Raw genomic sequence first — 15553 nt, 5'->3', positions numbered from 1 at the left:
TATCCGTTAGTGCGCCGCAATACAATCCCCTAAGCTCAAATGCATACCCCTAAGGCTTATACCTTACCCTAAGTCTCAAAGCATACCCACTAAACGCAAGGAAGCAACGATGCAGCTTTATATTGGAAACCAGAACTACTCAACTTGGTCATTACGCGCATGGCTAATATTCGACAACTACAACCTGAATCCGGAAGTCATCAAGCTCAAGCTATTCACGTCTGACTTTTACGACACACTAGCTTCAGTGACACCAACAGCCAGAGTTCCAACCCTGGTTGACGGTGACGTTGCGGTGTGGGATTCACTGGCGATTCTCGAATACGTTAACGAAGCTTACTTGGACGGCGCAGCATGGCCTAAATCCGTGAAAGAACGCGCCCATGCCCGAGCGATTTCGGCAGAGGTGCACTCTGGTTTTTTTGCCGTCAGAAATGAAATGCCGATGAACTGCCGCGCTCAACGAAAGCTTGCTTTGAGTGAAGAAGCATTGAAAGACATCGCTCGTATTGATGACATATGGTCGACGAAAATGGAACAATATCCAGAAGGTTGGTTATTTGGTGAATGGTCGATTGCCGATGCGATGTTTGCACCTGTGGCATTACGCGTTGAAACCTATGGCATCAAACTTTCAGAGAAGGCATCACAGTATCAGCAACGTGTACTCAACAGCCCATCAGTACAAAAATGGTTGGCAGAAGCGAGCTTAGAAACCGATGTGGTTGAAGAGGACGAGGCGGGAGAGTCGGTATAAAATACAAAACACCCTTTCAAGGCTCACTAGTCTGTGAGCCTTTATTTAAACCTTAATAATTTGGTCGATTGTGATCGCCTAATCACAATGTGCAGATGTGATTGTTTATATTCAACTAAATTCAAATAGTTAAGATAAACGTTATGTTACGAGCAACCATCGTATTACTCAGTGTCACTAGCTTGGCCGTATCTGCCAATGTCACCCTTCCCTCTGGAGAAGACTGGATCAATCATGCTTCTGAAGGGCTCGCACCTTACTGGCTTATGCCGAGCGCACAGGGAGAACCGATAGGCAATTTCCCTACTTTCCGCTGCGATGATGGTACCTTGCTCGATGTATCTGATGTGTGTCCTGAATTGAACAGAGGCTGGATCACTCCCCACTTTGGCAAGGAGTTTACGCGTATGAAATCACGCCAAACCTATGCCTACGGCGTGCTCTATCACCTTACTGGAGACAAACAAGCTTTAGCGCTTGCCAAGCAAGGTGCTTACTACCTCATTGATCAACTAGAAGATAAGAAAAATGGTGGCTTTATTGGCTATACAAAAGAGGGAAAAGCGGGTCAAGATTGGCAGCAACGTACCTCTCAAGATCAAGCGTATGCGCTGGTTGGACTCGCGATGTACTACTACCTGACCCAAGACAAAAAGGTAGAAGAAGCACTCATCGCCCAACAAGCTTTTATCTTTGATAAATATCGACTTAGCGACAACAGCGGTCTTGCTTGGGTACTCGCCGACGGTGAAGATGGCAGTGCAAAACGACGTGAACTGGTCGCGCAACTTGATCAAATAAACGGCTACCTGTTGTTAGTCGCTCCTCTGCTCAAAGAGCCCGTCAAAGCCAAATGGCTTGATGACTTAAACTGGCTCACGCAAGCCATGATTGATCACTACCACTCTGAAGATGAACAACGCTTCTACGGCGCAATTCACGACAAAGCGGCAATGATGCAGAATGCCAATCACAATGATTTTGGGCACACCATTAAAGCATATTGGATGACCTATCTAACTGGTCATGCATTAAAAAATTCCGATTGGTCTGAGTTTGGTTTAGACGGTATGAAACACACTTTGGCTCAGGCGCAATATCAAAAAGATTTTGCCAATGTATCTAACTACTTTGGCGAGCGACTTCAGAAGATGTGGCAAGGGCAAGATATCACGGGCTGGCAAAGCAGACCGTACAGCCAATGGGCGTCATCATGGGAATGGGCTGAGCTTGATCAAGCTGCGATGACGGTATCGCTTATCGATGGTTCAATGAAAGACGTACTGCAATACACCCTGCCCACCTTTCATGATGTATGGGTAGATCATAAATACGGTGGCGTTGGGCTTGAGCCTAAGCGTACTAAAGCGTTCCATTGGGGCAATGGCTATCACCAATTTGAACATGCGCTGATTGGCTATTTATATGCTCGACAAGAGGAAGGTAAACCCGCTGTACTTCACTACGCAAGGCCAACCAACAGCAAGATGCCAATGGAACCTTATTACTATCAAGGAGATGTAATTAAATTGGAGAATCAGAGCGATGGAACGCAAAAGGTCAGTTTCAACAACATTCGACCTTAATACCTGATATTCACTCATCGGTATTTTTAGAAGTGGTTAACGACTAAGACGGAGCTGATGAGTAGCTAGCTGTTAGCAAAGCCTGAAAAGAAGATCTTCAGGCTTTTGAAATACCGTTGAGCAACATTTATTGGTAGGATTTTAAATGAATACATAAGCAAGTGAATCTTGTCAGATCTTCAGTTAAACCATATACGGCATCACGAAATCACTTCTTATTATTCTGCTCAACCAACTTTTCATTCCACGCTTCGTTGCCGTCTCGCTTACTGACATCATATTCAGAGCAGAACTGCGATATGGTCATGTTGTTATCGCCAGTTGCTAACTTTAATGCCAATTGAACTTGTTGAAGTTTGCTTTGCAGACGAAGGTTTTGACCTGCCTTTGGGCTTTTTTCTTTAGCAAACTTTAAAGCAGCATGTTTACGTTCGGCAGCTCCCGCTCGGCGATCCGCTTCTGATAATAGATATTTTAGCTGCGCGACACTCTTGCCCTTCTTAAAGGCAGGCTCAAGCAACTCAACGCATTCATCAAATGATGGATTTATAACATATGGATCAATTCTATGCGCTTGTTGGCGCATCCACTCTAGCGCGAGCTTTTCATCTGACATAATTACATCTTTACCAAAGAAATAGCCGTACATGGTATCGCTCAATAGCAAACCGCTGCAACAATAAATTAAGCTACAGTGTCACATTTAATTTCAAGGAAATTGCAGTTTTCTAAAAGAATCCTCCTTTCACTACCACTTATTTAAACTGGATGATCGGAATAAAGTGATGCTGCGTAGATATGTTTTAGTTTGGTTAGTAAACAAGTCGTCTAAAACAAAAGTGAGAAGAAGAGAAGATATGAAGGCAATGACCCTTTCAAGACAAGATATCCAAGCAATGGACCAGCGTGAGCGCGCTCGTTTAATTAACTCCTTATCGGGGTTTAAAAGCGCCAACCTTATTGGCACCTGTGACAAGCAAAGGCTAGAAAATCTTGCAGTAGTGAGCTCCGTAGTTCATTTGGGGTCGAATCCACCTTTACTTGGCTTCATCATCCGGCCTGCGGAAAGTCGCCGTCATACACTAGAAAATATCCTAGAAACTCAACACTTCACTATCAATAGTATCGGGGCGGGCTTTGTTCAAAAAGCTCATCAAACTTCCGCTCGTTATCCTAAATCAGTCTCAGAATTTAACGCGGTCGGTCTCACGCCCTATTACGATGATGTGTTCCCTGCTCCGTTTGTTTTGGAAAGCCCTCTGAAAATAGGCTTAGCCTTCAAAGAGCAGATAACAATTGAAAGTAACCAAACTCAAATGTTGATTGGTGAAGTTGTTACAATTCACGCGCCAAAACGTGCTGTGATGCCGGACGGCTACCTAGATTTAGAAGCGTTAGATTTAGTCACAATTTCAGGGCTAGACAGTTATCATGTCACGCAGAGGTTACATCGTTTAAGCTATGCAAAACCAAATAGGGCACTATTTCCACTGACCCACGAAGGCAACCCAACCTCATGGGAGGCTTTCGAACACAATCGCACTCATTTTGTTCGGTAATTTACGGACAAAGGTGCTAACTTTCTCAACTTCACCCTGTGCACCACACAACAGCGCTAAACTACATCTATTTCCAAGGACTCTTTTGAAGTTAACCCACTTTAAATACAAAACGCGCAAAGGCCCAGACTACCGACATGGCGATCAGGTGTCTTTCATGGACATCAAACAGACCTTCGGTATGGGCAGCATTCGTGTGGGTGCTTGGGTGACGAAAGAAGAGAAAGAACTCGCTGCGAATCTGATATTCGACTCGCTAGCAGACTTGGCTTACATCCTGGCTTTGCCACCAGAAGCAATTGGCCTTCGCGGCACATTAGGTTTGGCGTTCGGCAGTGGCGGCAGAAAGGGTGTACAAGCACACTACGCACCGAACCAAAGAGAGTTAGCCCTCGCTAAAAATGCAGGTGCTGGTGCGTTAGCGCATGAGTTTTGGCATGCGTTTGACCACTATATCGCAGAGAAAGCATTTGAGATTGGTGACACCTCCGGTCCTCGCAAGCAAATCTTGTTCGCCAGTGACTGTTGGCTACACGATAGAAAGGTGAGGCCCCATCCATTAAACGAAAGTTTGATGTCACTGTTCGATGCCACACTACTCAGCGACAATAACCTAGACAAACACGATTACGTGGCGCGAAGTGTTATTGCCGACAAAGCGATGTCGGCCCGTTACTTCTCACTACCAACAGAGATGATGGCGCGTGCCTTTGAGTCAGTAATTGAATCCTGTTCTGATATCAAAAACGTTTATTTGGTAGATGGCACAACCAAACCGGATATGTACCCTGTGTATCCTGATATGGCGCATCGAGAAGAGATTTTCCAAGCCCTGCAAGGTTACTTCGCGCCGCTGGGGCGATCTCTAAGTAAGTAACGTTAGAGTCGTTAGGGCTAAGAGATGATCCATCAGCGAAAAGTGTTTATAGTCCAGACATACACTTCAACATCCATGATTGAGAGGCAGTAATGATCAGTTGGCCATCTTTGGTAAAACTCGACGGGGACGATGAGCTTATTTACGTCGCATCCGAACACGAATTTCAAGCAGAATGCTCAGACATGATCTTGGGCGAAGATGATTACCTCATCGATTCAGAGGGCGACAGCTATTCGCTGCAATCGGGCTCAAACCAACTCTCTCTAGCGAAACGAGCAGACCAGTATTCAGTTGAAAGCGTAACCAAACTGATTCGAAATCACGAGTTCCAGAAAGCAGAAGTGTGCCTGATGAAGATCCATTTCCTGACTATCGAAGAAGCGATTCAGTCACTCGCCTTTGAGCCTCGTTAATATTGGTTATTAATTCGAATCCTAGCTTCAAATTAATACGCCCAAACAGAACAAATAGAAACAGCGCCAAATTAGGCGCTGTTTTTGTTTGTTATTTCGCTATCGCTTAATTAAGCGATAAAAATCTGTGCGAGAGCGTAGCCTAAGCAACATGCGCCGACGACACCGATTAAACCCACTGACATGAATGAGTGGTTGAAATACCACTTACCAATCTTAGTGGTGCCAGACACATCGAAGTTCACCGTTGCGATATCTGATGGGTAGTTCGGGATGAAGAAGTAGCCGTACACCGCTGGCATTAAGCCGATAAGCAATGCTGGGTCTAACCCTAAGCCAAGGCCAACCGGTAGCATCATACGTGCAGTAGCGGCTTGAGAGTTCACCACAACTGATACGATGAATAGCGCTAGCGCAAACGTCCATGGGTAGTTAGTCACCATTTCCACGATGCCCGACTTGAACTGAGGCATTGCGTATTGGAAATAGGTATCCGACATCCAAGCGATACCGAAGATAGCAATCGCTGCCACCATACCCGATTTGAATACCACGCCGTTTGGCACGTCACGCGGGTCAGTTTTGGTTGCTAACAAAATGATACCGCCGAAACAGAGCATCATCATTTGGATGATCACCGACATCTTAATTGGCTTATCGCCGTCTACGATGGTTCTGATCTCAGGCACCATCGCCACGATAACAATCACGACAATCGACAATAAGAAAATCAATACCGCATTACGCGCCGAAGTTGGCAGCACTTCATCCAAAGACGTCGCAGTGGTGCTTTCGATGCGCTTTTTCCACTCAGGATCTTTTAGACGCGCTTGGTATTCAGGATCGTCGTTCAGTTCTTTACCACGTTTCAAGCTATACAGAGAAAGTAAAAGTGTGCCGAACAGCGTTGCAGGAACCGTCACCATCAAAATAGAAAGCAGAGTAATAGAGTGTTGGATATCAGAAAGTTGCGCGAGGTAATAGACCACAGCAGCCGAGATTGGAGACGCCGTAATCGCCAATTGAGACGCCACCGATGCAGCCGCCATTGGGCGTTCAGGACGAATACCGTTCTTCAATGCCACATCACCGATGATAGGCATGATGGAGTAAACCGCGTGGCCAGTACCTAATAGGAATGTCATAGAGTAAGTCACGAACGGTGCTATCAAGGTGACGCGTTTCGGGTTCTTTCTCAGTACCCTTTCGGCCACTTGCAGCATGTATTTCAAGCCACCAGCCGCTTCAAGAATAGAAGCACAGGTAACAACAGCGAGGATGATCAGCATTACGGTGACAGGTGGAGACGTTGGTGGCATCTTGAAGACAAACACCTCGATAACCAAACCAATACCAGAAACAACACCTAAGCCGATACCGCCATACCGAGACCCGATATAAAGTACGACTAATAAAAATAGAAACTCAAAATACAACATAAGCAACCTTGCTAAAAATATGGACTAATTATATTTTGTCCTTTAGTTCAGCCTTTTACTTATTACTTGGTCACACTATGATTGCAGGCTCCCGCAAATTGTTTTTTATAAGATTATGGTCACGCTAACGCGCCTGTAAGTTTATGAATTGTAATAGGAAGCTAGGCACTCAACCGAGATTTGTTATGTATGATAACCATTCTTGTGTCTGTTAGAACCGCATGACCTATCAAACATCAGACTCATAACTGAACGATATTATTCCAACGTAAGTTAATCAGGTTTCGCCTCATCTAGAAGCATATTACCGATGCAATTCGGCATATTCTTACTGAACACTGACTCGCCTATCTCCAGGCACTATGTCAAAATACTCGCCCTCACGACGACAACACATAAAGAACCACGGATATGAATTTTCAAGCTGCTATTTTTGATATGGATGGACTGTTACTCGACACCGAGAGACTTTGTATGCAGATTTTTGAAGAAGCATGTCACGCGCAAGATGTTCCGTTCTTGCAAGATGTTTACTTAGGCATCATTGGTTGTAACGCAAAAACCATCGAACAGATTTTTAGAAAGGGCTACGGCGAAGGGTTAGATTACCCGGCGCTGAACACCGAATGGCGCACTCGCTACAATGCGGTTGTTAAGCACCAAGCAATCCCAGTTAAAGATGGTGTTATCGAACTACTTGAATGGCTCAAAGCAAACGACATTCCAATCGCGGTAGCGACCTCCACTCAGCTTGATATCGCGAAAAAGAAGCTTGAACTGGCTGGCCTAGATTCTTACTTCGCTTCGTTAAGCACAGGCTGTGAAGTCACCAATGGTAAGCCTCACCCAGAGATCTACTTGCTAGCGGCAGAGCGCTTAGGTGTTGATCCTGAAAATTGCCTAGCGTTTGAAGATTCAAACAACGGTATTCGCGCATCTATGGCAGCCAACATGATCAGCTTCCAGATCCCAGATTTGGTAGAACCATGTGACGAAGTGAAAGCGCTTGGTCACACGATCAGCCCTTCCCTACATCATGTGTTAGCGCAGCTTCAGCAAGCCGTCGCTTAAGCTCTAATTACCGTTGATAATACTTTTATCTATCTCGTCCTAAAATACGTAGACAAGCCTCTCTATTAAACCGACTCACTGAGTCGGTTTTTTTGTTTATATTCCTTTTATAAAGATAAAATATCGCGCAAGAAACTGTTACAGTCGATATGAAACGATACTAATCGATAAGCAAGATTGATAACGTCTACAGATGGAGAAAGGGACGCGTGATTAAAAGATTTGAAAGCCAACTGCTTGATTTTGCTCAGCAAGAGATGACACAGGATGCCGCGCACGACATCAGCCATATCAAGCGAGTAGTCAAAACTGCTGAGGTTTTGTGTACTCAAGAACAGGCTAAGCTTGAGGTCGTTCTTCCTGCCGCTTACCTTCATGATTGCTTCACCTTCCCTAAGAACCACCCAGACAGAGCCCAAAGCTCACAGATGGCAGCTGACAAGGCGGTCTCTTATCTCAAATCTATCGAGTATCCTGCGTCCTACCTCGACGAAATCCATCACGCTATTGTCACTCACAGTTACAGCGCCAACATCACACCAGAAACCTTGGAAGCACAGATTGTTCAAGATGCAGATCGCCTAGATTCTCTCGGTGCGATTGGTATCGCTCGCTGCCTGTACGTAGGTCAAAGCTTTAACGCCGAGCTGTATAACCACGAAGACCCGTTTGCGAAGCAGCGTGACTTGGATGACAAGCATTACAGCGTCGACCACTTCTACGTGAAACTGTTTAAGCTGGCTGAAACCATGAATACAGAATCCGCCAAGTTAGAAGCCAACAAGCGCACCGACTACATGCGTGGTTTTCTTGAGCAATTGGGCTCGGAAGTTTAACGGCTTAGAAAAAGAAGCAGGCAATAAGGAGAGAGAAGGATATGGAAATAAACCGCTTTAAAGCATCCGACGCCGAAGAGATCGTCACTTGGTTTACATCCCTAGAAGACTACGTGTTGTGGGGTGGGCGAACATTTGGTTGGCCGTTAAAAGCAACCTCCATCATCGAACGTTCTCAAGAGCCACATGTCGAGCTATATACCTTCTCTGCATCTAAGTCATACTTTGAACCGAACGCTGATTCAAACGCCAATTCAAACGCCGATGACTTGCTTGGTTTTATGGAATTTCAACGCATGTCGGACAGCGAACTTCGCTTTTGCCGAGTCGCGATTCACCCAAACCTTCGAGGTAAAGGGTTAGGACAATCGATGCTTGAAACGGCCTTAGAGGAGGCGAAACAAATACCAGATGTCACCACCATCACCTTAGCGGTATTTAAGCAAAACTACGGCGCAAAGCGCTGCTACGACAAAGCGGGCTTTCAAGTGGTAGACAAAGAGCCGAGCGTGAAAGAGTTCAATGGCAAAACCTGGCCCCTGTATCAAATGGAATTAAAGCTCAGCTAGTTTGTTTTAATTGCCAGACTGGTTTTAGTTAACAGACTTGTTTTAATTGCCAAATTTGACCCCATATCATTAAGCATTAGCTACACACTCAAGATACACAGATGTAATTTGGAACCTTCATGACCCAAGAAAAATTCGACACTATTTATCAACGTGCAGCTCACCGTAAAGGCGGAGCAGCCGAACTCGAAAAGATTGTTCGTGCGCCCCTTTCCCAAGCCGAGCTATCACAAATCACCGACGACCGCTGGCTGGCCGCCTTTACCGAAAAGGTATTCCAATGTGGTATTTCATGGAATGTAGTGAGAAAAAAGTGGCCGCAATTTGAAGAAGTGTTCTTTGAATTCAATATCGAAAAAATGCTGATGCTGCCGAATGAAATGTGGGAACAAAAAGCACAAGACCCACGCATTATTCGCCACCTGACCAAGGTAATGACCATCCCTGCGAACGCCACCATGATTCACAATGCCAAGCGTGAAGCCGATTCATTCTCGCAAATGGTTGCCGAATGGCCATCAGAGCGTATCACCGAGCTGTGGGATTACCTGAAAAAACACGGCAAGCGATTGGGTGGTAATACTGGTGCTTACACTCTGCGCCAAATGGGTAAAGATACCTTCATCTTGTCATCAGATGTTGAAGCACACCTACGCAGCACAGACGTGGTTGATAGCGGTCGTAACACCAAGCGAGCACAACTGGCAGCGGGTAAAGCCTTCAATGAATGGCAGCAACAGTCAGGTCGTAGCCTGAGCGAAATCAGCCAGATAGTTGCCTACAGCTGTGGTGATAATCGCGTCTAGTAGTCACCATAGTTAATTAAAGAACCCGTCCAGATTTATCTAGCCTTTAAAGACCCGTTGCGGATGCCACTGGTCTTTTTTGTGCCTCATTCAAAGAAATGTAAATTAACCGCTGACAGACAACGATCTTCGGTGACGCCAAGTCATTATGTTGATAGGTTAATGTTTATACATCTCGATTTCATACGTATCTATAGCGCTCTCTAAAACATTCGTTTCTCCGCTAAATGGAGGTACTAAACCTAGAAAGGAATTCTATGTTCGAACAGGTCATCAGCATTCTGTTTCCCGTTTTTGCTTTAGCCAGTGCTGGCTTTGCGGTCGGTCGTTGGCTAAAGCCCGATTTCAAACCGATCAATCGCATCAATATGGATGTGTGTATTCCTGCGCTAGTGTTTGCATCGCTGACCACCATGCCTCTCGACACAGAGCAATTGCCACTCATAACCGCTTCTTTGGTCGCGGTGTTAGTGCCTGCTTTATTGATGATTCCGATCTGTAAGATCTTTAAGCTCAATTTCAAGGCTTGGGCTCCGCCACACATGTTCCGTAATAGTGGCAACCTAGCCATTCCCCTATTCACCTATACCTTTGGCGAGAGCGCACTAGCCCCTGCGGTATTACTATTTGTGGTATCGGCATGTGTCCATATTAGTGTTGGCTTAGCGCTATTGAGCGACGGTAATCCGATCAAACAGATCCTCAAGATGCCAATTTTCTTAGCGGCTGCACTAGCGATGACGCTCAACCTGTCTGGAATTACCGTGTGGAATCCAATCTACGAAGCCACATCACTGCTTGGGCAAGCTGCTGTTCCTATCATGCTATTGTCGTTAGGTTCGCAAATGGTCAACTTGAGACTGAGCGGATTAAAGGTCGGCTTGTTGTGTACGGCTCAATCCCTGTTTACAGGGGCGATCGCTTTTACCATCATCTACTTCTTTATCCCACTGCCGACGCTGCACTTACAAATGATGGTACTGTTCACCATGCTGCCACCCGCTGTGATGAACTACCTGTTTTGTCGAGCCCCCTAAGGTCGCGTCCATGGTGTTGTTTGGCAACTTCCTAAGTGTGGTTACCCTACCAATCTTGTTGTCGTTCGCACTGTCTATATCGAGTTGAACCCCAAGCTAAAGGGAGGTTTGTCATTCGTTGCAGTTATAAAAAATTGGCAGATAAACTGCCCATTTTTGTGTTCAGAAAGTTAGGAATTAGAGTTAACTACTTCCAGAATTGAATGCTATTGAAGTCTTTGTATTGCTTTGTCGCTGCATCATATTTCGCTTTCATTGCAGTAAACTCAGCATCCGTTAAACCAGAAGCTGATGTAGAGTCTAGCTCCACTGCCTGAAGAATATCAGACGCACTTTTTTTCAAGCTAGCAACCGACACTTTCTTACTGCCATCATTCGTAAGAGTAGAAGTGGTCACTTTCTTTTTACCAGCAAGGTCAGCAGCTGTTGCTGAACAATCCTTTCCTCGATTAAATCCAGTGTACCAAGTTACCGTTGCCTTACCGTCAGCAATTTGCTTAATCGTACAAGCATCAAGGCTCAGACCAACTAATTTATTAGCGTTATTGAAGTTATAAGCGATCAAATCAGACGGGGCCTTGCTAGAGTACGTATCCTTTTGCTCAATATTGTTGTCGACAGATGAACGCGCTAAACGGCTAACCGCTGCAGCAAAGTAGAAATCACCGTTAGCATTAGAAGGCGCTACATGATCCTTTATCGCCCAATGGAACGCTGTCTTTTTGTTGTCCAGCGTAACTTTCGATCCGTAATGGTATGACACAGAGTTAACTATCGCTTTCTGACCATCGGCCATATCGTCAGCCCATTGATATGCCTTAAAGCCAATTTTAGTCCCGTCTTCTGGGCCTGCATCCACGTAATGTTCAACAGTGTACTTGCCGGCAGGGCTCGTCTTAACCTTAACGATATCACCGAGCAATTTACCCTTAGATGTGTACAAGAATGTATTAGAGATATCTAAACCAATAAGACTAATCTTATCAATTGTATATTGAGTCTCTTCACCGGTTCCGTAGCGTTTAAAGAAAACAAGATCTTCCGTTGTTTTCGCCATTGCTTTGTGTACTTTATCTAAATCAAAGGCACAAGTCGTCGCACCATCATCAGCTTCGAACGCAATCGTCGCGCCATCTTTTGAAATCACGCACACTTTATTGGTTAATTTGAACTCTTTAGCCTTCGACACAAATACATCACTGTGTGCTGGCTTAGAATTAGCGAGGTCATCAATAGAAACTAGAGTTTGCGGAGAAGTGCTAGGGGAAAGTGTAAGCGCCTTATCTAAATTCATAAATTCAACTTTATTTTGCTGAATTTTATCTACAGCGAACTTTATCGCCGCCTTAGATTTATAGTAGCCCTGTAGATTAATATCTTCGTTTGCATGAACCATTGTCGCAAGTGAAGAAACGCCTAGCACTAGTGGTAATAGTGTCTTTGTCATATTTTATGTTCCTTCTAGTGGTTTATTTGGACTGACTTGGAGCTTCAAATCCAGTAATGCTTGCAGATGAGAAAACAACAGAGCTCAATTTCTGTACATCACCCACGCTAAGTTTAAGAACAGAACGCTCGGGCGCTTGAGTAGAAACCGCTGTACTGCCGCCAGTACTACCACCACTGCTGCTACCACCTTTAGTCGCACCGCCACCGCCGCCTCCACCACCGCATGCAGTAAGTGAAGCTAATAAGATTAAACCAACGATTTTCTTCATACATTTGTTCCTAAAACGAAATTTAGACCGCTTGTCTGTTTTCAATTAATTCAAGTGAGAATCAGAACATAGGGCGATACAAAAAAAAATTAAAATCGTTGTTGGTTATTGCAGTTATGTTTAATATACAACCATCAAGCAAAGGAATGGGTTATCGCCCCCCTATACAGCACAATCAAGATGGACAACAAGAACAGACATTTTCTTTGACTTAACTTTCGAAGAACTTCATCGCTTTGGCGTGACAATAAATAAAGCATGACCAAGCGCTTTACTCCACTATTACTATCTTTTGTAAGTCATATGAAAATTAAAAATGTAATACCTCTACTGCTATGCCTCTTCTCTCATCAAGCTATATCTGCGGCAAATTTCACAACGGACTTTGTAGAACTTGGGATGCAAGCAAAGCCTATGGGGTTAAGCGTGGATGGTGGACGCGACATCAACGATAGCTTGGCGATTTTGGGCGGCCTTAGTACCAACACAGCCGAAGATGAAAGCAACTTTGATGCGTACATCGGCCCTCAAGTTTATGGTCCAATAACTCAAGGGATCGACTTAAATACGCAGCTGCTACTCCATTTCAACAAAAACTCATACGCAGCTGGAGAAACGAAAGCTTATGTCGAATTTAATGCGGGTATTCGAGCGTGGATCACTCAGAGAGTAGAAGCCCATGTGCTTGCGGGTTCTAACGGAGAGCACTCAATCTTTACGTTTGGAGCCAGGTTCCATGCCACAGATAAAGCCGTGTTTGCAGTTGCTTCCAAAAACAACGGTCTTTACGGCCCTCAATTACAACTTTCGGTTAGATATCAATTTAAGTAGCCACCTTTATAAACAACTTTCCGCTACTGTTGGATCCAACATAAAAATAGCGTCAGTAATTCAATACTGACGCTATTTTTTTATCTCTAATTCAGACACATCCTATTCGTTATACACTTACCTAAAGTTATACGCTTGCCTAAGTATTGAGTTATCCATTGATATAGCGATGAACCGTGAACTATGAGCATTTATCCAACTTGAGCTCCGCTGTCACCTTAGTAAGACGTAGTGCAATCGCGAAACACACTAAGTAAGGACTCACATACCAAAAGATACTTTCTAGCGGCTGCTTCACCTGCGCTTCTCTGGTTTTTATATATTGGTTTTTCTGCTTTTCATACTGACTCAGCATACCATCCACCCACACCGCATCACTTTCAACTAACGACACGCTAGGCGCAGGAACCGTAAAATCCGATGTATTAGGTAACAAGGTGAAATCGATATCTTTAAACGTAATCGCCGTATTCAAATACCACAAACACGCGTCGTGGTACTGAGCGTAATTATCTAAAGATGGCTGGCCTGTACAGGTATCACTTCTCAACTTATCCAACGAGAACTGCTGAACCGATTCTAAAATCGCCACCGCTCTGGTTTGTTCGGTTTCAACCCAATCACCCGCCACCTTCGCTCTAATCTCAGACACGGCACCAAGCATTCCGATACCCGCTAAAAACGGCCATAAATAATCCATACGCTTCCATTTTCGCCGACTCAGGTTGAATCCACACCAAATTGGAATATGTAAGAGGAGCGTTAGTCCAAGTGACAGCAGAACAAAGTTCAAGGAGCTAGAGAGCATGAGCTCGCTATCGAAAAAGTTCTTCATAATGAGAAGCTTGCCTGTATAACCAAGAGAAATTTGATACTAGGTTCGATATAAGAAAAGTGTGTAAGAGGAAAGTAAAAACAGCACTAAGAATTGGTGTTAACGCTGTTTATTTGGGCCTATAACCACCGATGGCAGGGCTTAACCACTCGTTACTCAGAAATGGCTAAGTTGTTCAGTTGTTCAGTTGTTCAGTTGTTCACGATACACAAGATGCTAAAGGCTCTTACGCGCCAGACTTGAGGTAGATACCTACTTCTCTTAGCTGTGCTTTAATGTCTAACATTTGGACGTGCGATAGCACTAATTGGATCAAATTAAATATTGCTCCAGCGAACATCAAACCCGCGACATAACCAGACCATGCTTGGTGATCAACTTGATACAGAGTATTGAACGACAGAACGAAGAGGATAAGACTAGAAAAACCAATAGCATACTCATTACAGTTGTAGACGTATGAATTCGTCGCGTAGTCGTATTTGATTTTTACCTTTCCACCCGCTCTGCCTAGCTTAAGATTAAGAACATTTCCGCCAACCTCGTATTCCAATCCATTAATTAATACAACGCGCTCTACTTTCTCAAGCATATCTGTTTTTTCCGTATTATTTTGAATACTGTCCATAGTCGTACCCTACTCCGTCACCTAAAAATTATTCGTAAGCACTCAACCATGCTTTTAGAAGTTGGTTAGTGTTCTTCTTCTGGCTCGCAGACAATGACTTAACCAATTTTTTCTGCATTTCGACATGTTCAGTCATCATTTGGTCGATCAGAATAAGACCATCTTTGGTTAGCTGAACACTCACGCTGCGTCTGTCTTCTTTGCTGTGCTCACGACTGATCAGCCCTTTAGCTTCTAGTTTATCAAGGCGATTGGTCATTGCGCCTGAGGTCAGCATCATCGATCCGATCAGTTCTGATGGCGTCAGTTGATAAGGCTTCCCAGAACGTCGCAACGTTGCCAACACATCAAACTCACCAAGTTTCATGTCGTAATTTTTATGAAGCTCGGCAACTTGCGTCTCCATATACTTGGCAATACGCATAATCCGGCCCATCATTGCCATTGGCTCAGTTTCTAATTCAGGCTTTTCCTTTGCCCATTGCTCTACTACGCGGTCGATAGCATCCATTTGCGATCTCGCTCCGTTATTAGTCTTGTTTACCTCAAACTAGTTTAACATAAAGATACTTTACAACCATATGATCT

The 15553-nt window shown here is 44.5% G+C and carries 17 protein-coding genes and 1 pseudogene; 11 read left to right on the top strand and 7 right to left on the bottom strand.

The genetic code is table 11. The annotated features are described in order from the left end of the window. Nucleotides 1-109 precede the first annotated feature (109 nt). Together AB6D07_RS04630 and AB6D07_RS04625 are read left to right on the top strand one after the other, a co-directional pair. On the top strand, nt 110-757 hold the full coding sequence (locus tag AB6D07_RS04630) for a glutathione S-transferase family protein (RefSeq protein WP_017103489.1): 648 nt from the start codon (nt 110-112) through the stop codon (nt 755-757). Between the two features lie 143 nt (nt 758-900). Then, nucleotides 901-2343 (top strand): N-acylglucosamine 2-epimerase, encoded by a 1443-nt coding sequence (locus tag AB6D07_RS04625; protein ID WP_017103488.1) that lies wholly within the window; start codon nt 901-903, stop codon nt 2341-2343. 208 nt (nt 2344-2551) lie between these two features. Here AB6D07_RS04625 and AB6D07_RS04620 read toward each other — a convergent pair whose 3' ends face one another. Further along, complete coding sequence (locus AB6D07_RS04620) at nt 2552-2959, bottom strand: hypothetical protein (RefSeq protein WP_026012354.1); 408 nt, start codon at nt 2957-2959, stop codon at nt 2552-2554. A gap of 241 nt (nt 2960-3200) precedes the next feature. Between AB6D07_RS04620 and AB6D07_RS04615 the strand changes: the two genes are divergently transcribed. The 3 genes from AB6D07_RS04615 to AB6D07_RS04605 all read left to right on the top strand — a co-directional run bounded on the left by AB6D07_RS04615 (nt 3201) and on the right by AB6D07_RS04605 (nt 5195). Then, nucleotides 3201-3902: a flavin reductase family protein gene (locus tag AB6D07_RS04615; protein ID WP_017103487.1), complete on the top strand. Its 702-nt coding sequence runs from the start codon at nt 3201-3203 to the stop codon at nt 3900-3902. Between the two features lie 85 nt (nt 3903-3987). Beyond that, nucleotides 3988-4779, top strand: a complete 792-nt coding sequence (locus tag AB6D07_RS04610; RefSeq protein WP_017101313.1) for a CLCA_X family protein — start codon at nt 3988-3990, stop codon at nt 4777-4779. A gap of 92 nt (nt 4780-4871) precedes the next feature. Then, nucleotides 4872-5195 carry a DUF4144 domain-containing protein gene (locus AB6D07_RS04605; RefSeq protein ID WP_017103486.1) on the top strand — a complete coding sequence of 108 codons (324 nt, stop codon included), beginning with the start codon at nt 4872-4874 and terminating at the stop codon, nt 5193-5195. Nucleotides 5196-5305: 110 nt separating this feature from the next. On the opposite strand, the gene AB6D07_RS04600 is transcribed toward AB6D07_RS04605, so the two are convergent. Next, complete coding sequence (locus AB6D07_RS04600; RefSeq protein WP_004732879.1) at nt 5306-6634, bottom strand: anaerobic C4-dicarboxylate transporter; 1329 nt, start codon at nt 6632-6634, stop codon at nt 5306-5308. A 411-nt stretch (nt 6635-7045) separates the two neighbouring features. Here AB6D07_RS04600 and AB6D07_RS04595 point away from each other — a divergent pair, with 411 nt between their 5' ends. The 5 genes and pseudogenes from AB6D07_RS04595 (at nt 7046) to AB6D07_RS04575 (ending at nt 11041) form a co-directional block, all read left to right on the top strand. After that, nucleotides 7046-7705: an HAD family phosphatase gene (locus AB6D07_RS04595; protein WP_017103485.1), complete on the top strand. Its 660-nt coding sequence runs from the start codon at nt 7046-7048 to the stop codon at nt 7703-7705. 209 nt (nt 7706-7914) lie between these two features. Beyond that, the gene (locus tag AB6D07_RS04590) at nt 7915-8541 is read left to right on the top strand and encodes an HD domain-containing protein (protein ID WP_017103484.1); all 627 of its coding nucleotides are present in this window, start codon (nt 7915-7917) and stop codon (nt 8539-8541) included. A gap of 41 nt (nt 8542-8582) precedes the next feature. Beyond that, the gene (locus tag AB6D07_RS04585) at nt 8583-9110 is read left to right on the top strand and encodes an N-acetyltransferase (protein ID WP_017103483.1); all 528 of its coding nucleotides are present in this window, start codon (nt 8583-8585) and stop codon (nt 9108-9110) included. A 119-nt stretch (nt 9111-9229) separates the two neighbouring features. After that, nucleotides 9230-9916: a DNA-3-methyladenine glycosylase I gene (locus AB6D07_RS04580; RefSeq protein ID WP_017092268.1), complete on the top strand. Its 687-nt coding sequence runs from the start codon at nt 9230-9232 to the stop codon at nt 9914-9916. Between the two features lie 257 nt (nt 9917-10173). Next, nucleotides 10174-11041 (top strand): annotated as a pseudogene (locus tag AB6D07_RS04575) (AEC family transporter). Between the two features lie 99 nt (nt 11042-11140). Here AB6D07_RS04575 and AB6D07_RS04570 read toward each other — a convergent pair. Beyond that, nucleotides 11141-12400, bottom strand: a complete 1260-nt coding sequence (locus AB6D07_RS04570) for a hypothetical protein (protein ID WP_017103482.1) — start codon at nt 12398-12400, stop codon at nt 11141-11143. 22 nt (nt 12401-12422) lie between these two features. Beyond that, entirely contained in the window at nt 12423-12671 is a 249-nt protein-coding gene (locus tag AB6D07_RS04565; RefSeq protein WP_017103481.1) for a hypothetical protein, read from the bottom strand. 399 nt (nt 12672-13070) lie between these two features. Between AB6D07_RS04565 and AB6D07_RS04560 the strand changes: the two genes are divergently transcribed. Next, the gene (locus AB6D07_RS04560) at nt 13071-13502 is read left to right on the top strand and encodes a hypothetical protein (RefSeq protein ID WP_240798038.1); all 432 of its coding nucleotides are present in this window, start codon (nt 13071-13073) and stop codon (nt 13500-13502) included. 181 nt (nt 13503-13683) lie between these two features. Here the strand turns inward: AB6D07_RS04560 and AB6D07_RS04555 are convergent, their stop codons facing one another. The 3 genes from AB6D07_RS04555 to AB6D07_RS04545 form a co-directional block, all read right to left on the bottom strand. Next, complete coding sequence (locus AB6D07_RS04555) at nt 13684-14202, bottom strand: hypothetical protein (RefSeq protein WP_029223002.1); 519 nt, start codon at nt 14200-14202, stop codon at nt 13684-13686. Between the two features lie 361 nt (nt 14203-14563). Beyond that, entirely contained in the window at nt 14564-14965 is a 402-nt protein-coding gene (locus AB6D07_RS04550) for a hypothetical protein (RefSeq protein WP_017103479.1), read from the bottom strand. A gap of 28 nt (nt 14966-14993) precedes the next feature. Beyond that, a complete protein-coding gene (locus AB6D07_RS04545) occupies nt 14994-15476 on the bottom strand; it encodes a MarR family winged helix-turn-helix transcriptional regulator (RefSeq protein ID WP_017103478.1) in 483 nt (160 codons plus the stop codon). Nucleotides 15477-15553 lie beyond the last annotated feature (77 nt).

Origin of the sequence: Vibrio sp. 10N.239.312.C11 (assembly GCF_041466065.1) — a bacterium.
GTDB classification, from domain to species: domain Bacteria; phylum Pseudomonadota; class Gammaproteobacteria; order Enterobacterales; family Vibrionaceae; genus Vibrio; species Vibrio tasmaniensis_A.
Note: the sequence above shows the minus strand (reverse complement) of the source record. Positions and strands in the feature narration are given on the sequence as shown.